This is a genomic window from uncultured Reyranella sp., assembly GCF_945957355.1.
In the GTDB taxonomy this organism is placed as follows: domain Bacteria; phylum Pseudomonadota; class Alphaproteobacteria; order Reyranellales; family Reyranellaceae; genus Reyranella.
The window spans coordinates 24,518-41,563 of sequence record NZ_CAMFKM010000028.1; the positions used below are offsets into that span (position 1 = coordinate 24,518).

The following is a 17,046-nucleotide window of genomic DNA, read 5'->3' on the forward strand; positions in this document are numbered from 1 at the left end:
TCGAACAAGCGTAGGCGTCAGCAGAAATGACCGACCTGTCGTTGATCCGGAACTTCTCGATCATCGCCCATATCGACCACGGCAAGAGCACGCTGGCCGACCGGCTGCTGCTGCGCTGCGGTGCCGTGACCGAACGCGAGTTCCAGGACCAGATGCTCGATTCGATGGACATCGAGCGCGAGCGTGGCATCACCATCAAGGCGCAGACCGTGCGCCTCAACTATCCGGCGCAGGACGGCAGGACCTACGTGCTGAACCTGATGGACACGCCGGGCCATGTCGACTTCGCCTACGAGGTCAGCCGGTCGCTGGCGGCCTGCGAGGGCTCGCTGCTGGTGGTCGATGCCAGCCAGGGCGTCGAGGCGCAGACCCTGGCCAACGCCTATCACGCGATCGATTCGAACCACGAGATCATCCCCGTCCTGAACAAGATCGACCTGCCCTCGGCCGATCCCGAGCGCGTCTGCACCGAGATCGAGGACGTGATCGGCATCGACACGTCGGAGGCGGTGAAGGTCTCGGCCAAGACCGGCCTTGGCATCGACGACCTGCTGGAAGCGATGGTCAAGCGCCTGCCGGCGCCGACCGGCGACCGCAACGCGCCGCTGAAGGCGCTGCTGGTCGACAGCTGGTACGACCCCTATCTCGGCGTCGTCACCCTGGTGCGCGTCAAGGACGGCGTGCTCCGGAAGGGCATGCGCATCCGCATGATGGCGGCGGCGGCGGCCTACGACCTCGACAAGGTCGGCGTCTTTTCGCCGAAAGCCACCGACGTAGCCGAACTGGGTCCCGGCGAGATCGGCTTCATCATCGCCGGCATCAAGACCATCGCGGACTGCAAGGTCGGCGACACGATCACCGACGACCGCAAGCCGGCGCCCGAGATGCTGGCCGGCTTCAAGCCGAGCGTCCCCGTAGTCTTCTGCGGTCTGTTCCCGGCCGACGCCGCGGAGTTCGAGACGCTGCGAGAATCGCTGTCGAAGCTGCGCCTCAACGATTCGTCGTTCCACTTCGAGCCGGAATCGAGCGCGGCGCTGGGCTTCGGCTTCCGCTGCGGATTCCTCGGCCTGCTGCATCTCGAGATCGTGCAGGAGCGGCTGGAGCGCGAGTTCAACCTCGACCTGGTCACGACCGCGCCGTCCGTCGTCTACAAGATCCGCATGTCCGACGGGACCGAGATCGAGCTGCACAATCCGGCCGACTATCCCGATCCCTCGCACATCGAGAGCATGCAGGAGCCGTGGATCAAGGCCACGATCATGACTCCCGACGAGCATCTCGGCGCCGTCCTGACCCTCTGCCAGGAGCGTCGCGGCCAGCAGGTCGAGCTGACCTATGCTGGCTCGCGCGCCATGGCGGTCTACCGCCTGCCGCTGAACGAGGTCGTGTTCGATTTCTACGACCGGCTGAAGTCGGTGACCCGCGGCTATGCCAGCTTCGACTACGAGATGATCGGCTACGAGGAAGGCGAGCTGGTGAAGCTCACCATCCTGGTGAACGGCGAGCCCGTCGATGCGCTGTCGATCATCGTCCACAAGAACCAGGCCGAGCAGCGCGGCCGGGCGCTGTGCGAGCGGCTGAAGGACCTGATCCCGCGCCAGCTCTTCAAGATCGCCATCCAGGCGGCGATCGGCGGCCGCGTGATCGCCCGCGAGACGATCAGCGCGATGCGCAAGGACGTGCTGGCCAAGTGCTACGGCGGCGACATCAGCCGCAAGAAGAAGCTGCTGGAGAAGCAGAAGAAGGGCAAGAAGCGCATGCGGCAGGTCGGCGACGTGGAGATCCCGCAGTCGGCCTTCATCGCCGCCCTCAAGATGGACAGCCGCTAGACCGGATCTGGTCGGGCGGGATCAGGAGAGCCCGCCACGGCGCCGGCGCGGGCGCGAGCCCATCAGAACGCCGGGATCCGGGCGCCCGAGGTCACGACGCCCGATCCAGACCAGGACGAGGCCCAGCACCAGGAAGGCCGGAACCGCCGGCACGGTGAGCAGGGGCCGCATCATCCAGGTCCACAGCACGCCCGACAGATGGCGCCGCGCCGATGTCTGCGTGTTGCCGAGCGACGCCGGATCGAGATGCGCCCAGAGGCTTCCGAAGGTCGAAAAAGGATAGCTGCCCTGCGACCACCAGGTGAGCAGGTCGTGCACGATGACTGCGACAGCAAGGGCCAGGAACAGCCAGCCTAGGGCACGAAACACGACCATTACTCCCCCAAGCGCCGGTCAGGTAACCCGTCGACCCTAGCCAAGCGGTCCGCGGCGGGGAAGGACGTTGCCCAAACCATCCACCGATGTATAAGAGCGGCCGACCGCGCTTCCCGGACAGGTGGCCGAGCGGTTTAAGGCACACGCTTGGAAAGCGTGCGTGGTGTAACAGCCACCGCGGGTTCGAATCCCGCCCTGTCCGCCATACATTCCGGATTTAGGCTGGAAAATCAGTGTTTTATAAGCTCGCTGATCAGCCTACCCCCCTTTCTACCCACCAGTCGAAAGCCGCACCCTCCTTTACGACAGGTGCTGTCCGGCCGATCGCATTGGCCGCTCGAATGACCAGCCAGCAGAGGAGCGCGTGAAGAAGCCTTCTCCCTGGAACCGGCACATGCAGATTAGGCGCGCAGCAGCCGACAGGCGAAGGCTGCGACGGTACCGGCTGGGCCGCGCACCAATTCCTCAGCCTCGGACACCAGTCGGCAAATTGGCAGAGGGTCGGCAGTTCGCGCGCCGCTTGGAGCGATTGCGGTTCAAGGGTTCACGAGAGGTGCACTACGTCCTAAATGCCCCGCGACAGCTGCACTTTGGGACAAGTCGCAACGAGGTTGCACAGTTTACCGCTGGAATTAGGAAGCTTTTTGGAGCGCTCCTGCGCGTCTATCTGGACTTCACAGATGTCCAACTCGCCGCGCCGGCTGCTGCGCTCTATGTTGCGGCGGAGATCGATAGGTGGCGGCAGCACCGTAACGTTTGGACCAAACCTCGCGTTTACGACTTCGCCGCCTGGGCGCCCTCAATCCGTCGCTACTTCCGAGATGTGGGATTGTTCGAACTCCTCGAAGTAGCAAACCTGCCGGATGACCCGCCTTCCGCATCTCCGACCAAGGTACTCCGGATGCGTCGGAATGATTCGGTCGATCCCGCGAGCGTTGTCCAGCTTCGCGATGAGCTGCACACTCTCTGCGGCAGCGTGCCCAACAGCCTGAACTTCTTCGACGCTCTTTGCGAAGCGATGAACAATGTAATTCATCATGCTTACAAGGATCCGGATCCGGACGATTGGCCTCGCCTTCATAACCGCTGGTGGATGACGGCAGATTTCGACCCGAAGAATGGACAACTTCGCATCGCGTTCCTAGATCAAGGCGTAGGCATCCCCGCTCGCCTTCCCAGGAGTGGGCTCTGGGAACACCTGGAGGGATATATGACGCAATTTTTCCCAGGCAGGAACGACGACGCTTCACGAATCCAGGCGGCCCTCCAGTATGGCAGATCCTCGACAGGCCACCAAGGGCGCGGTCAAGGCTTCCACGACATGCAGATGTTTGTCGATGGAAGTCCGCATAACTGGATGAGAGTGTTGAGCGGCTTCGGAGAGGTATTGTATCGTGACCGGCAGTGGGTATCGACGCAGCACGCGGAGCCCGTAGTCGGCACTATAGTTGAGTGGTCGCTGTTGGTTCCAGAAGGATGATGGTGCTTTGACGGTCGAAATCAACATTGCGAGGGACTTCAGCTCGACGCCCGTCGGCCGCTTCCGCGAAGATGGGACGCATACGGGGCAGCATTTCCGTGAGGATTTCCTTATCCCACCCTTGGAAAAGGGTGAGGACCTCATCATCATTTTGGATGGAACGGCGGGCTATCCTTCCTCATTCATCGACGCGGCCTTTGGGGGACTTCTGCGATTGGGTCGCTGGTCATCGAAGGAACTGCTGCGTCGTGTGCAGATCCGCGCCGACACGCCCCAATATGTGCCCTATCGTGATCGAATAATCGGGGTTCTTTCGGCAAATCGGTAATGGCGACGCCTCCGGATCCGACGCAGCAAAGTCTTCTATGGCAGGCGACGCAGTACATTGCCGCGGCGCTTGCCGGCGGCGCCATCAGCGGTGTTTTCAGCTACTGGGCTGGGCGCGTTTCAAAAACCAAAGAACTACTAACAACTGATCTGAGCGAGCGGGCCAAGGAGTTCCGGGAGCTTGTCAGCACGATTGAAAAAGACGCCGTCGCGTACTGGCGACAGGACCAGTCGATTCTTGCGGCTCAGATTGGCGACGACCTCCAGGCCAGCCTTCATCGCATGCAAGGTCTTCGTACCTATTGCGAGGCAGTATGCCGAGGCTTCGGGTCCTCGCAAATTCGCCAGCTGGAAGACCAGTACTGGGAGGCCATTACTGGAGGCAGCTTCCAGGGTATGAAGCGCAAGGCTGACGAAAGCCGCGTTAGATTGATACGCCTAGTTGCTGCCGATCTGACTGCCGTCGCATTGCGTGCTCGTCGGGCTGACCTCTTCGTGATCGGATCCCGTCTGAAAGGCCAGTAACCGAGCTCCGACTGCTTTCGGCGAGGTCAATACCGCGCAACTACGCGACGGATCGTATCTTATCGACGGCCTCAATTGGGATTTGGCCGCAGCCGTTCAACTTCAGCTTTCCGGCCACGATGTAGTTTCGGACTGTCTTGGAATGCACACCAAGCATCTCGTCGGCTTGGGCCTGGGTGGCAAAGCCGATCAGCTTGAAGCCGTAGTCATGCTTCCAGCCCGCATGAGCATACCAGCGGTCCGGGCCACCAGCGATGCGATCAGCGGCCCCTTGCCACTCGGCCGCGTCGGCTGCCCTGAAGGGTTCCTCGCGGCGCAGGCGTGCGACAAAGGGAAAGGCGCGGGTCTTGATCTCGTGACTGTTCGGGCTGCGCTGGACCATGTCGATCTCCGGGTAGGCTGCGGCCCCACGCCCGCCACCCAGTTCTGTCTCGCCCGGAGTCGTAGCGCCTGGGGTCGGCCGGCGTCTGCCGACGAGTCCGCATGCCGTCATGAGCGCGGCGCGATTCGTCCGCGGCTTGCATTGCTGGCTACACCATGGATTGCGGGAGTGGCTGGCGCTTACAGGAAGCGCTGAACCACGCGCGCGAGGATGAGCATCAGCACCAGGGTCTCGGGCGCGAGGTGGAAGCGGAAATAAAGGCCGCGGGCAGTGACAGCAAACTCGATCATTGCAGGCTCCTTGCGATGGACGACGCGCGAACAGGCGCGACCATTTGTAGGGACCTCATGAACCGGACTTCACGAATGCAAGGCGAATCTCTGCGGCCAACGTGCTGCTAGCAGTGCAGGTTAGGAAACCGGCCCGTCGAAGTAATTGCTGCGCGCCTCCCCCAGCTCTGAGAATGCGGCATCGAGCTTGTAACTATCCCAGATGACCCGCTTGCCGATCCGGAACGGCTTAGGCATGCGACCGTCCGCCACCAAGGTGTCGAAGAATGAGGTGCCGACGCCGACATAGCGCGCGGCTTCCTCACGGCTTAGGCCGCGCGGCGGGTAAGAGTACGAATCTCTCATTGGCGTTGCGCCGCTCGCCAGTCCCATGCCGGCACGCAATCATGCCGATGCACGCCTAGCCCTTCCCTTTTCGCCAGTGCCTCTTGGCCTGCATAGTCCGCGCTGTACCGAAGGAAGGCCCAAGCATACCCGTCGCGGACCATCATCGCCCCCAGATCCTCGCCGCCCGCCCGGCAAACCGCGACCGTCCGGCCATATCGATCGGTGTCCTTCCTCTCGCAGATGACATTGCGGCCAGAAATCAGGGATTGCAGATGTGTGGTCGCGAGGCGCCCCGCGGCCCAGCCGTCCGGGCAGTCCTGCTTGGCTTCTGGCGCGTCGATTCCCCAGAGCCGATAGGTCACGCCGTTGACCTTTAGCGTGTCGCCATCGGTGACAGTCTGCGCAAGCACCGTAGCGGGAGTGAACAACAGGCCAAGAACTGCCTGCACCAAGATCAAGGTCCAGAAACGCACTACCCCTTCTCCCTCTCTCTTCGGCGGCAGCCTAGCAGCATGGGCGCTCGGTCAGATCTCCGTCGCACAAGGCGCCAAGAATGGAGCGCAAGACCTTAGCCCGAAGAGCGCCGTCTCCGCTCAACGTAAGGTTGACGGGCTGGCCGCTGTTGGCAATGCTCGGCCTGTGGGAATTTGGGGGAGAGCACATTGAAGACTTGGGCAATTCCCGCCGCGTGCGGCGCGCTATTGGCTTTGCTTTCTGGGCCCGCAAATGCAGAGCAGATACCTGGCTCTAACCGTGAGGTCGCCGGCTGGCAGATGGGCGCTTACACCAGCACGCGCGGCCAATTCTCACACTGCGCAATGTCAGCAACGTACAATAGCGGCATTACGATGCTATTCTCGATCTCCGGAGACTATACGTGGCGAGTAGGATGGACCCATCCGCGCTGGCAGTTCACCAAGGGCCAGCAAGTCCCGATCGCAATCTATGTAGATGGGGCTGGTCCTCACAACCTTCAGGCGGTTGCGCGAGATGCCACGGTCGCGACGGCAGAGCTTCCCGCCAAGAGCACTGTCTTCAACTTGATGCGCAAAGGCTACCACATGAAGGTGTACGCCGAAGGCCAAACGTATGGGTTCAACCTTGACGGCACGTATGCCGCTCTCACCGAGGTTCTGAATTGCGCCAGCCGCTACTCGGGAAATGCTCCAGTTCAGCAAGCCGCACCGGCTCCACTCGTTCCTCATAACGCTGGATCTCAGGGAAGTGCAGTCACGCCCGAACAGAGACTAGAGGCGACGAAAGTGGTGGCCAACATACTTGCTCAAGGGGACATGTCGAATTTTCGCATTCTCACCAAGAAGGAAATTGCAGAACTCAACAGCGACTATTTGTCGGGATCGGACGTGGTGTGGCGGGCGGAAGGACTCATCGGCACCCTCAGGATACTTCCGAACAAGAAAGTGACGCTTGAGGAAGTGAATGCAACCATCATTGGAGATGACGCCAAGGCTTGCAAAGGCAAATTTGCATCCGGCTCGGTCGCTGACGAAAGATCAAAGGCCGTGCTTCGCTTGTTCACGGCTTGCGAGGAACAAGGCGATGTGTTCGATTTCCGCTATACCGTCGTTCCGGCGGGCGACGGTACACACTATTTGTTCACCACATTTGGAAAGGCTGAGCGCGGGGAGAGCGCCGGCCGGGTGGCCAAAGTAGAATCGGCGCTGCGCCAAGCAGTCTATGAGGTAATGAAAGAATAGGCAGTGCCAGCACGTCGGGCACTCGTCACGCTGCTGCTGATTTGGGCGGCTCCCGTGGCAGCCGCGGACTACACGCCGTGGCCTAATCAGTCCGCTCCGCCGGCAACGACGTTGACATGGGGCGAAGCGGCCCAGCACGCGCGCTCCTGCTGCAAGCGCTGCACCAAGGGGCAGCCTTGCGGCGATACCTGCATCAGCACCAAGAAGACCTGCAGAACACCGCCAGGGTGCGCATGCTGAAAGGGTGCCCGGCGAAGGCCTAAATTCAGCACCCTCTCGACCATCGACCATATGGACTAATGATTAGAAGGCTGCACTCATGGCAAACACCACTACCTCTAATCCACCGAAGGTATTCATTTCCTACAGTTGGAGTAGCCCAGAACACAAGGAGCTGGTTCGCTCCTGGGCCGATCGGTTGATGTCGAACGGCGTCGAGGTTGTCATTGATGCTTACGACCTCAAGCCGGGTGACGATAAACACGCCTTCATGGAAAGATCGGTTACCGATGCCTCGGTCAGTCATGTGCTAGTAGTTTGCGACAAGCAATATGCTGAGAAAGCAGACGCCCGACGCGCCGGGGTTGGAACAGAGACGCAGCTGATATCGACCGAAGTCTACAAGAAGGTAGTGCAATCGAAGTTCATTCCGATCCTTTGCGCTTTCAATGAAAATCATGAAGCCCTACTGCCGGCCTATCTTGCCGGAAGAATCGGAATTGACTTTTCGACAGCGGAGAAGACGAACGAGAACTGGGAACAGCTTGTACGTGAGATTTATGGAAAGCCCCGATTAGTCAAACCCGCTTTAGGGCTTCCTCCCGCCTATCTGCAGGAAGAGGCTTCGACCAATATGTCGCCGGTCAGGGCCAAGTTTGAGGACTTAAAATCGGCGCTACTCACGAACCGCCACGGCATTGTTCGATATCGGAGTGCATTTCTGAACGCATGCATTGAATACGCGGACGTACTTCGAATCCGTGAACGTCCTTCCGAAGAGAATTTTGGCCAGAAGGTCATCGAAGATTTTCGAAAGCTTGTGTCCGCCCGAGACCTAATTGTGGACTGGGTTCTCCTAGAGGCGGAACTGCCCGGAAGCGCCGATTTCCCGGATGCGCTTTGTCAAATGCTTGAGCGCCTGAAAGGCGTGAGCGCGAGACCTGAAGAAGTAACCAGCTGGAACGACGCATGGTTCGAAGCGCATCGACTATTTGTCTATGAGACGTTCCTCTACGTAGTGGCAGCTCTCCTAAAGACACACTCATACGTTACGCTTCGCGAGATACTTTCCTTCCACTACCTGAAGGCGCCTACGGAGAGGTACGGTGATACGAAGTTCGAGACCTATGAAGCATTCTATGCGTACTCGCGCACGCTTCAGACAGTTCTGGGGGAGCCAAAGAACATTCAGCTTTATAGCCCTGCAGCCGAGCTGTTCAAGATGCACGCGCAACGAGCCGACCTTCCCTTCGAATCATTGATCGAAGCAGATCTTGTGCTTTTTTTTGTGGCCCTTGCGAGTTCAGACAAGCACTGGTTTCCACAACTTATGTACTATGCGGACCGCTACCGAGAGTTTCCACTTTTTCTGGCCGCAACTCGAAAGAAGGGGTTCAGTGCTCTGGCTACTCTTACGGGCTTTTCCAGTGCCTCTGCGCTCAAGGAGGCAGTCATGAAAGGTTACGAGCGCAACAGGGTCGGAGAGTATCGGAACTTCTGGCAAGACACCCTACTGCGGCCTTTGAATCTCGACAATCTTGATACTCTTTGAACGCTGGCATGGGCTCTCAGCAACATTCACGAGCCCTCCGCTCCATCATCTGGGTAACGCGACGTATAGCGCTCCTGAGGTGTCCTCCACTCCAGAAATGGCCCAAGAGGGTCAAGGTCACCAAGGAAGAATCGAGCTAGCGCCAACCTCTCAAGGGTTCTGCTCTTGTCGGGTTCTGGCAACGCCGCCGCGCGCTCGGCTACCTCCGAGAGAAACTTCGCGGTGTTAATGAGATCGGACCAACGCGAAATTACTGACTGAAGTTCGGCCTTGCTGTCCACGACCGATTGCTTAACGCTCTTTCGGTCTGCGTCTCGTTCTCTGCGGCGCTCCTCTTCCTCCCATCGTCGCCGCTGAGCCTCCCTCGCACGCTCGGCTTCCGCCAGCTTCTCCACAATAACAGGCGCGGCGGCTTCAATGGCGTGGATAATCGATCGTAGCTGGCCGTCTAGCGTTCGCGCTTTTTCTTCCTGCCAGCTATTCGACCATGTCGCCTCGTAGTACGGCGAATATGCATCAATCCTGATACGTCCTGATGGCAAGTCACGGGTCGTGGTCCAGCTGTGATCAGTTTGGAACCGCCCACGCGGCGCTACGTATTCGCTCTCTCGTACATACTTGCCGTTCGCGTACCGCATTGCCACGTTTTCAGACATCTCGACGATCGAGAGGCCGATTGCGACAGTCCCGACGTAGACCACCGTCGGACTTTGGGGAGCCCAATGACTTCGCCGCCAGCGAGCACGCTCCTTCTTCGGGATTATCTCGCGTTCGTCTATTCCTTCGCGGCGATAATGCCCAACGTGAGGCGCGAGAGCGACTCGATAGCCTGCCGCTGACAGTTCGTTAAACAGGTTATTTGCAAGCGCGAGTGCCTTCACAAGGCCGCCCTTCGAAGTCGTCACATCGACAAGCATCTTCTTGAACGGCCTTAGATAATCACCGTCCTCGATCGGCCGGCTGTTTTCAAAGTGCGCTCGGGCATCACGGATCAGCTCGTGGATCTGATCGCGAGCACGACGAGGCTTTCTGACCCGAGGGGGCGTGCTTGCTTGCGGCTTCGCCAGAACGACCGGCCCGCCTTTCCCCGTCCAACTCTCTGGCTCTCCTGGTTCAGCCGGCGGGAGCAGAGCCTTCGCTGGAGCCTTGCCCACCGCCAGTTTCGCCCAATAGCCCCGCCCAGGGCGCGGCACATTCAGATAGTCGCAGATGCGAGCTAGGTAGTTGCTGGAAACCTCGAACCTGCCTGCGACTGTGGTCATTGGTTCAGACCATACGAGGCGGTACAGCTCATCACGCGAAATCACAGCACCTTCCTCCGAGGAAAATCTTGCTTTGGCTGCATCGCCTGTGCGGCCGGACCTAAGCCCGCTCCACCCACAACCCGCTTGTATGGACCGCCTTCTCCATACCAGCCAGCTCCAACGCGGCCGGTCTTTCCTCCAAGTGCTCCTCCCCCCATCGCAAGCACTTAGCGGCCTCTGACGTCGGAGGTGGGTTAACCGCCTGTAGGTGCTTCACGAACGAGTTCATCTGAGCAATCCGCCGCAGATCGTCTGCCATTTCACAGATGAACTTGGCGCGTTCCTCGTCCTTGTCGTCGAGACGCTGAGTTTCCCTCTCGGCGAGACGTTCTGCCTGCCGCCTCTCCACCTTCTCCCGAACGGCCTTGTGGGAAGCAGCATGGGCCACCGCCTCCGCTAGGATTTCGTCTGCCCGTTGTTCGACCTTCGCCAGCCGTGTGTCCGTAAACTTGCTGCGCAGCCCATCCATCACGCCGAAGCCGATCGACACCGAAAGTCTTCTGCTGGGCCGGTACATCCACGGATTGACGAAACCGTAGCTGGCGACCTGAAGAGGATAGCGCTCCTCGAACACGCGCCGCCGCTCTAGCTCCTCCACGTCGGGCGGGGCGTCGCTGAGCCGGAAGGTCTCGCTTATTTAGAAGGGCAGCTGCACGTCATCGATCTGAAGCCGCGCCGACGCCGAACGCGTAACGACGGCATACCCAAGGGCCTCCGCCCTCCCGATAATGCCATCCAGCACGGTCAGTGACCGGTCGACCATCTCGGACGACACGCTTACGCCGGCAACGCCCGGGCCTCCCACTGTAAGCGCGCCGCGGCGGTCGGGAATAGCCGCCGCCAGTGCCATTGCGGTAGCCTGGACGCAGGGGTGGGCGAGTTTCCTCGGAACTGGCCCGCCAACGAGCGCGGCCTTGGCTGCCTCGCGCTTCGCCGCCAGGTCTGCCGCGGGCTTCCGGGACGTGGCGTTGAAGGGGACGTACTGGGAGCCAGCATCATGCGGCAGTGGCGTGGGTGCCGATAATCTCCAGGGTGACGCCATCAGCCCGCGCACGTTCGTACATGGGCTCCCAGATGCTCGCCCTGCAGCAGGCGAACCGGTCGACCAGGGGGACCGTCCCGCCGCCCTTGAAGGCGCGACCCATCGGCGTGCAGGACCAAGGGACGATGTCCGACGGCAAGCCATTCGCCCGGCGCCACGCCCGCGAGTCTGTGTTGATGCGGACGAACGACGGCACCATGGCCTCTACAGCGCCCACGATTTCCCGGGTCTCGGGAAGCAGGTCGCCGGCATCCGCGTGGTAGACCGTGAGCCGCCCCCAATGGGAGCGCAGCAGGTAGAGGAGCGCCAGGCTGTCCTTACCGCCGCTGAAATGCAGGCCGATGCGTTCGTGCCGCTCAATGGGGGACATGTCGACGACCAGGGCCGGCTTGGTGGCGGGGTTCGCCATCGACCGGAGTCCTACGAAGGTCAGGACGTGATGGCCACCCTCCATGGGCCCAGTGATGCCGAGGTTTCCCGCTGGATCGTGGACTATACTGCCCCCGCACGCGACGACGGCGTGAGGCATGCCGTTAGAGCCCATGCCCATAACAATGCAGTGCACGCCCGGATTCATCGTTCCTAGCCACTCCAGGATCGTTGGCAGAGGCAATTTGAGCACCATGACAATGGCTTGTAGCCCCCTGGCCGCGAGCCACGCCCGTTCATCGTCCCGCCATTCTGGCTTGGCCTGTCGGTCCTGAATGAAGTGCGGCACCTGCTCGGAAGGCAGATCCAGGATGGAGGCCAAGCACGCACGGTAGCAGTCGCCCCATCGCCCGTTTGCCGGATCGTGCCAGTTGGGGATGCAATGTACAGGGGTCACGGCAACTCCCCAGCCGCCATCTGCTTGTGCAACTGCGCGCGCTCTTCGACCGACGCCCGCCGCAGCCGGTCGGCAAGAGCCGGGTCGGTCTTGCGCACCTCTACCTCGATGGCAGCCTCCAGCTCGGCGTCAGACATCTGCTCGATATACTGGCGTGAACTTTCCCGGCCACGGTCCATGCGAAGCATCCGGCGCCGCAGCGCAATGATGCTCATGCTGAGCCTTCCGCCTGCCTTTGCGCCCGATCACGCTCCACACGTGCTCGGCCGGCCTTCAGCCTCTCGTAAAGCCTGCGTTCGGCCCGGGTCGCATCGGGACCGGGCTCGCGAAGCGGTCGCATGGGCAGCGGACCAGTGTTGCCCGCCCGGTACCATTCGCGCGAACGCTGGCGGGCGGCAGCGAGGGTTTCGTTGATCTGCTTGTTGATGGCTTCCGTGCTCATGGCCCCTCCTGCAAGTTTCGAGATACGTCGGTTAAGGGTGCTGATGGTCATGCCGGCATCCCCGGCGAAATGATGGACCGAAGGATGATCAGATCCTCCGCAGCGGGTGGGGGCTGGTCCGGGTTCTCTGCGCACCATCGGGCAATGACGGCCTCTGCCGACTCGCCCTCGTCCCGCTCGACCAGGAGCCGGATGACCCTTCTTGGGCCCACTGACGGTCTAGCCTTCTCCAGCGCGTTCAATCGCTTCGTCATGGTCGTCATTTGCGCTCCTGTTCCAAGGCGGTGATTCGGGCTTCAAGCTCAACGGTCTCGATTGCACGGCGCTTACCCTCCAGGACGGCAGAGACGGCCTGAGCCTCGTCCGGTGTCAGGTCGCCGTTCGCCATGGCGCCCGCGACCGTCCCTAGGGCCGACACAACATCGGCCGCGGTGGAGACGGGCGGTAGGGCAATCGATACGGGGCGAGACTTGCGCGCGGGCCAGACACGGCTCAGCACGATTTCAGCGGCGCGCTGGTCGCCGTTCTTGGCCAACTCAAGTTGTTTGCGGAGCACGGCCTCAGCGTCGTCTCCGGCCATCTTGTCGAGGAGCAAAGTTGCCTTGTTCCGGCTGCCCTCTGGCCGACCGGGGCCGCCGGGGTTGCCGGGCTGGAAAGGCTTGCCGCGGGTTTTTGCTTCGTTTTTGGACGTATCAGCCTTGGCCACGCATTCCCCCGTCATCGGTAATGGTCAGCCGCGCGGTGTTCTGGTCGTAGATGCCCTTCACCGCTCCCGGCGTGCCCAGCTCGCGGTAATAGCGGGACTTCACGACGGCGATTTCCGCCTCGGTGTCCCCGGTCTTGCGCCAGACCATGACGCCGAGATCCGCCTTGTTCGCCCAGTGGGCGCTATCCGCGATGTCGTAGAGCGTCGGCTTGGGGTATTCGCCATCCCGGTTGCGCTGCATTTTGGCCGGATGGGCGACGACGGCGACATGGACACGGCGCTTGCGGGCAAAGCGCTTGATCCGCTCGATGGCGACGCCCGTGTACTCGGTGGTCGTCATGCCCTGTGGCCGCTTGTGCTCCAGAGCGTTCCACGGGTCGATCACGACGGCGAATGGATCGAAGCGGGTGACCGCGGCGCCCAGCATGTCGAGCAGCCAGTCCAGCGACGCCTCGGTGTCGTCATCGGGTACCAGGAACCGGAAATGCTCATCGATCCAGGCGTCGGCCGCTTCCTTCTCGGCCGGCGACATGATCGTTTCCGGCTTGCCGGCATGGAAGGTCCGGAGGCTGGTACGGTGGTCGGGCTTACTGCGCTGTTCGAAGCTCGCCCAGATGGTCCGGAAGCCGCGTGCCAGGGCGAGGCGGCAGAAGACTTCGTTGGCGAAGGTGGTCTTACCGGCGCCAGGGACGCCCGAGATGATGGTCAGGTCACCCCGGCGAAGACGCATGTGGTCATCGAGCCCCAGAATGCCCGTCCCGAATGCGGGATTGATCGGCGGCTCGGGCAACTCGGTCATGCTGTAGAAGCCCGGCATGGAGTACCAGCGGGCCCGGGCGATGGTCTCCTGTACGCCGCGCGCCTTGAACCTCCGGAGCGTGCTCGGCAGATCCGAACAGCCTTGCGGATAGGTCACCCACTGGCAGCGGACCGGCCCCAAGGTGTCGGCAATGTTGGCCCGCAGCGCCTGCCCGTGCTCGTCATCGAAGGTGCATATCACCGCGCGGGGAATATCCCTCAGCAGGTCCGCAGCGGCCTCCAGGTGAGGCTGCCGCCCCTTCCCGGCGACCGAGGCCGGCAGCCCTACGCAGCGGCGGAAGCCGGCGGCAAGAGCGGCCCAGCATGCCATCTCGCCCTCAACGACAATCAGGGGCTCATCGGCCAGCGAGGCGTCCCGCAGTACGTCGCCGTTGTAGAGCGGCGGGACGCTCATCCCGAGCCAGCGGCCACCCTGCAGGCCCACAACGCCCTTGGCGAACGTCCCGGTGTGGATGGCGACGACCTGCCCCTGCTCCCGGTACGGCACAGCGAGCACTCCCGGATGGTCGGCCAGCTCACCCACGCCCAGATCCAGCTTCAGGAACTCCTCGGCATCGAAGCCGCGCGCCTCGATCGCCGCGAGAGATTCGATACCCGGCGGCCGGATGTAGTTTTGCAGCAGCTCGCTCATGGCATGCCCTCCGCCCAGGTGCTGCGCGGGGACACTGGACCGGGCATCGGCATGTCGCCGCCGTAGCCGCCTTCCACGAGGCGCCGGAACTTCCTGGGGGACGTTAGGAAGTCGAGATTGCAGCGCCAGCCCTTGTGCGCCTCGTCTCGCGGCGTCTTGCCGGTGAGGAAGCCGCTGGCCTCAGCCTTGGCGAGCCCCGCGCGCCACCCATCGAGCCCGTCCCATTCTTTCAAGATCCGAGACAGGGCCTTGCGGCGGTCATCGTCGAGTTTGCGGGGAATGCTCCAGCCATGACGCTGGGCGGCTTCGCGGTAGAGGGTGAAGGCCTCGGCAACAGGATCAGCTTCCGGCTCTCCGGCCGACACGGCCGCGCCAGCGTCGTGTTCGTGATCGTGATCGTGATCGTGATCGTGATCGTGATCGTGGGTCGGCATACCGTTCGCGGAACCGTCGCCGATACCGTTCCGCATACGGTCTATGAAACCCTCCGGGAACCGCTCAGCGCTGCGCTCGATGACGTCGAGAAAAGCCTTATAAAACGGGGCTTTCCGGGGCACCGCCTCAACGAATGGCATCAGCGATTTGCCGACGTTGATGTTGGCGATGGGGTTGTGATCGAGGAAGCCGGGAATGAAAACCCAGCCCGTCGAGTCGTCGTGGTGCAGGAAACCTATTCTCGACAGCTCGGAAACCGTCTTGCGAACGGTTGCCGGTACCGTTCCCATATCCTCTGCGATGTAGGCGATGGGCAGGCGGAAGCACCCGATGCCGTTGGTATGGGGCGAGGTCAGGCAGTAGAGCGCCAACTCGCGTGCAGCGGCGCTCAACTCCTTCTCCTTCGCCCAGGCCCAGAAGCCCGGGCGCACGATGTTGTAGCTGCGGCTCATGGGGTGGCGTGCTGCTCGTGATGAGCGACCGGAGCCGCGACCGGCGCAGAGTTTCCCGAGACACGCTCTATCCTGCTGCGCAAGACGTAGCGCGCGTGGTGGCCGGCATAGGGGCCGCCATGCGCCTCGGTGACCGTCTCGATCACGATGCCGCGCTTCTTCAGCTTGAAGACGTAGTCGCTCCACCTTGGGCCGGGGTGGTCTATCGGCGTGCAGCCTCGGCTACCCGCAGCGAGAAGATTGGAAAGAGCCCATTCCTCCCGGCCCTTCAATTCGAGGATCTGGGCACCATGTTCCCCGGAGTAGAGTGCGAAGCGGCTAGTGGTCATCGCCCTTCCTCCACGTCGAGAGCGCGCAGGCGACGCAGCCGCGCGACGACCGGGGCGAGGGCGACCGAGACGTGCTTCCAGGTGTCTTCGCGCTCGGCTTTCGCTGGCGGCAGTTGAGCCGGGCTCGAATTTTCAATGACGGCAAAGGCCTGAGGGCGTAGAAAGGTATCCATAGTTCTTGATCCTTGGTCGGGTTGAGACAGACAGCATCGAGCGCCGGCATGGGAGTGACCCCGTGACCGGCGCTTTTCTGTCAGGCTGCTTTGGCGGGGAGGTTGTTGAGCCACGCCAGCGCAGAGCTGGTCGGGATCAAGGTCTTCTTGCCGGCTTTCTTGGCCGTCAGACGACCTGCCGCGATTTCCTCGTAGAGGGTGGTCCGGCTTATCGAGAGGGTCGCGCAGGCGCCCTTAACAGTGAGGGCAATTGGGGCGTCGCGTCCGCTGTTGTTCGTCGTTTGCATCAGCGCTCCTTGAGTGAACGTGATGCTGAAACTCAATCAATTCGGCGCGGTTTTCATGCGACAACGAACGACAACGTGCGACAACGCCGACGGGTCGGCTGCGTTGTCGCACGTGTCGCATCCAGCAAAACCTAGCTCTTTTGCTTGTCGTACTTACGCTGAAGCCGCCGGACCTTCGCGTCGATGTTGGGGCCGCTGATCCGTTTCTCGTTGACCAGAACGAACGCTCGAACGGAAAATCCGTCGCCATCCAAGGCCTCGAGACTTTTCATTTCGGCCAATATCGCTTCATCGGGTTTCGGGACTGCGGCGCCCCGCCGACCGGCGGCCCGTGCTGCCGTGGTTTTTTGGGGCGTTGAATCCAACGCTGCGATTCTCCCCGCAGCCGGGGTAATGGGGACACGCTTTGGCAGTGGTCCTACTGGTCCATGGACATATTGCGGAGGAGGCGGAGCTTTCGATATCCGCCGCGCGCCTGGCACGACGCGTAGCGGGGACGAGATCGAAGCAGAAGGCTCGGCTATCTCCGGGCCAAACAACCTAGAAATGGCAGCCTTGTCCAAACCTGCTGGAGAA

The 17,046-nt window shown here is 61.7% G+C and carries 21 protein-coding genes and 1 tRNA gene; 7 read left to right on the plus strand and 15 right to left on the minus strand.

What is annotated here, in order from left to right; translation table 11 throughout:
• Window positions 1–26 precede the first annotated feature (26 nt).
• The gene (gene lepA / locus Q0Q48_RS26570) at window positions 27–1,829 is read left to right on the plus strand and encodes a translation elongation factor 4 (RefSeq protein ID WP_295145084.1); all 1,803 of its coding nucleotides are present in this window, start codon (window positions 27–29) and stop codon (window positions 1,827–1,829) included.
• 21 nt (window positions 1,830–1,850) lie between these two features.
• On the opposite strand, the gene Q0Q48_RS26575 is transcribed toward lepA, so the two are convergent.
• Window positions 1,851–2,198 (minus strand): hypothetical protein, encoded by a 348-nt coding sequence (locus Q0Q48_RS26575; protein ID WP_295145085.1) that lies wholly within the window; start codon window positions 2,196–2,198, stop codon window positions 1,851–1,853.
• A gap of 121 nt (window positions 2,199–2,319) precedes the next feature.
• On the opposite strand from Q0Q48_RS26575, the gene Q0Q48_RS26580 reads away from it, so the two are divergent.
• The 4 genes from Q0Q48_RS26580 (at window position 2,320) to Q0Q48_RS26595 (ending at window position 4,536) form a co-directional block, all read left to right on the plus strand.
• Window positions 2,320–2,409 (plus strand) — tRNA-Ser (locus tag Q0Q48_RS26580).
• A 348-nt stretch (window positions 2,410–2,757) separates the two neighbouring features.
• Window positions 2,758–3,684 (plus strand): hypothetical protein, encoded by a 927-nt coding sequence (locus Q0Q48_RS26585; protein ID WP_295145087.1) that lies wholly within the window; start codon window positions 2,758–2,760, stop codon window positions 3,682–3,684.
• Window positions 3,685–3,691: 7 nt separating this feature from the next.
• A complete protein-coding gene (locus tag Q0Q48_RS26590; RefSeq protein ID WP_295145090.1) occupies window positions 3,692–4,012 on the plus strand; it encodes an STAS-like domain-containing protein in 321 nt (106 codons plus the stop codon).
• A complete protein-coding gene (locus Q0Q48_RS26595; protein WP_295145091.1) occupies window positions 4,012–4,536 on the plus strand; it encodes a hypothetical protein in 525 nt (174 codons plus the stop codon). Before Q0Q48_RS26590 ends, Q0Q48_RS26595 begins: the two co-directional genes overlap by 1 nt.
• A 40-nt stretch (window positions 4,537–4,576) precedes the next feature.
• Here Q0Q48_RS26595 and Q0Q48_RS26600 read toward each other — a convergent pair whose 3' ends face one another.
• The 3 genes from Q0Q48_RS26600 to Q0Q48_RS26610 all read right to left on the minus strand — a co-directional run bounded on the left by Q0Q48_RS26600 (window position 4,577) and on the right by Q0Q48_RS26610 (window position 6,008).
• Complete coding sequence (locus Q0Q48_RS26600) at window positions 4,577–4,918, minus strand: hypothetical protein (RefSeq protein ID WP_295145092.1); 342 nt, start codon at window positions 4,916–4,918, stop codon at window positions 4,577–4,579.
• 410 nt (window positions 4,919–5,328) lie between these two features.
• Window positions 5,329–5,553, minus strand: a complete 225-nt coding sequence (locus Q0Q48_RS26605; protein ID WP_295145095.1) for a hypothetical protein — start codon at window positions 5,551–5,553, stop codon at window positions 5,329–5,331.
• Window positions 5,550–6,008 (minus strand): thermonuclease family protein, encoded by a 459-nt coding sequence (locus Q0Q48_RS26610; RefSeq protein WP_295145097.1) that lies wholly within the window; start codon window positions 6,006–6,008, stop codon window positions 5,550–5,552. Before Q0Q48_RS26610 ends, Q0Q48_RS26605 begins: the two co-directional genes overlap by 4 nt.
• A 189-nt stretch (window positions 6,009–6,197) precedes the next feature.
• Here Q0Q48_RS26610 and Q0Q48_RS26615 point away from each other — a divergent pair, with 189 nt between their 5' ends.
• Both Q0Q48_RS26615 and Q0Q48_RS26620 read left to right on the plus strand, forming a co-directional pair.
• Complete coding sequence (locus tag Q0Q48_RS26615; protein ID WP_295145099.1) at window positions 6,198–7,253, plus strand: hypothetical protein; 1,056 nt, start codon at window positions 6,198–6,200, stop codon at window positions 7,251–7,253.
• A gap of 319 nt (window positions 7,254–7,572) precedes the next feature.
• Window positions 7,573–9,024 carry a TIR domain-containing protein gene (locus tag Q0Q48_RS26620; RefSeq protein WP_295145102.1) on the plus strand — a complete coding sequence of 484 codons (1,452 nt, stop codon included), beginning with the start codon at window positions 7,573–7,575 and terminating at the stop codon, window positions 9,022–9,024.
• A 26-nt stretch (window positions 9,025–9,050) separates the two neighbouring features.
• Here Q0Q48_RS26620 and Q0Q48_RS26625 read toward each other — a convergent pair whose 3' ends face one another.
• The 11 genes from Q0Q48_RS26625 to Q0Q48_RS26675 all read right to left on the minus strand — a co-directional run bounded on the left by Q0Q48_RS26625 (window position 9,051) and on the right by Q0Q48_RS26675 (window position 16,835).
• Window positions 9,051–10,286, minus strand: coding sequence for a hypothetical protein (locus tag Q0Q48_RS26625; RefSeq protein WP_295145105.1), 1,236 nt, complete (start codon window positions 10,284–10,286; stop codon window positions 9,051–9,053).
• Between the two features lie 100 nt (window positions 10,287–10,386).
• The gene (locus tag Q0Q48_RS26630) at window positions 10,387–10,902 is read right to left on the minus strand and encodes a hypothetical protein (RefSeq protein ID WP_295145107.1); all 516 of its coding nucleotides are present in this window, start codon (window positions 10,900–10,902) and stop codon (window positions 10,387–10,389) included.
• Window positions 10,903–11,323: 421 nt separating this feature from the next.
• Window positions 11,324–12,121 carry a hypothetical protein gene (locus tag Q0Q48_RS26635; RefSeq protein WP_295145110.1) on the minus strand — a complete coding sequence of 266 codons (798 nt, stop codon included), beginning with the start codon at window positions 12,119–12,121 and terminating at the stop codon, window positions 11,324–11,326.
• A 71-nt stretch (window positions 12,122–12,192) separates the two neighbouring features.
• Window positions 12,193–12,411 (minus strand): hypothetical protein, encoded by a 219-nt coding sequence (locus Q0Q48_RS26640; RefSeq protein ID WP_295145113.1) that lies wholly within the window; start codon window positions 12,409–12,411, stop codon window positions 12,193–12,195.
• Entirely contained in the window at window positions 12,408–12,638 is a 231-nt protein-coding gene (locus Q0Q48_RS26645) for a hypothetical protein (protein ID WP_295145115.1), read from the minus strand. Before Q0Q48_RS26645 ends, Q0Q48_RS26640 begins: the two co-directional genes overlap by 4 nt.
• Window positions 12,639–12,897: 259 nt before the next feature.
• The gene (locus Q0Q48_RS26650) at window positions 12,898–13,344 is read right to left on the minus strand and encodes a DUF5681 domain-containing protein (RefSeq protein ID WP_295145117.1); all 447 of its coding nucleotides are present in this window, start codon (window positions 13,342–13,344) and stop codon (window positions 12,898–12,900) included.
• On the minus strand, window positions 13,331–14,794 hold the full coding sequence (locus Q0Q48_RS26655) for an AAA family ATPase (RefSeq protein ID WP_295145120.1): 1,464 nt from the start codon (window positions 14,792–14,794) through the stop codon (window positions 13,331–13,333). Before Q0Q48_RS26655 ends, Q0Q48_RS26650 begins: the two co-directional genes overlap by 14 nt.
• A complete protein-coding gene (locus Q0Q48_RS26660; RefSeq protein WP_295145122.1) occupies window positions 14,791–15,681 on the minus strand; it encodes a hypothetical protein in 891 nt (296 codons plus the stop codon). Before Q0Q48_RS26660 ends, Q0Q48_RS26655 begins: the two co-directional genes overlap by 4 nt.
• Window positions 15,678–16,010 (minus strand): hypothetical protein, encoded by a 333-nt coding sequence (locus tag Q0Q48_RS26665; protein WP_295145125.1) that lies wholly within the window; start codon window positions 16,008–16,010, stop codon window positions 15,678–15,680. Before Q0Q48_RS26665 ends, Q0Q48_RS26660 begins: the two co-directional genes overlap by 4 nt.
• 253 nt (window positions 16,011–16,263) lie before the next feature.
• On the minus strand, window positions 16,264–16,470 hold the full coding sequence (locus Q0Q48_RS26670) for a helix-turn-helix domain-containing protein (protein WP_295145127.1): 207 nt from the start codon (window positions 16,468–16,470) through the stop codon (window positions 16,264–16,266).
• A gap of 131 nt (window positions 16,471–16,601) precedes the next feature.
• Window positions 16,602–16,835 (minus strand): hypothetical protein, encoded by a 234-nt coding sequence (locus Q0Q48_RS26675; RefSeq protein ID WP_295145129.1) that lies wholly within the window; start codon window positions 16,833–16,835, stop codon window positions 16,602–16,604.
• Window positions 16,836–17,046: the final 211 nt, after the last annotated feature.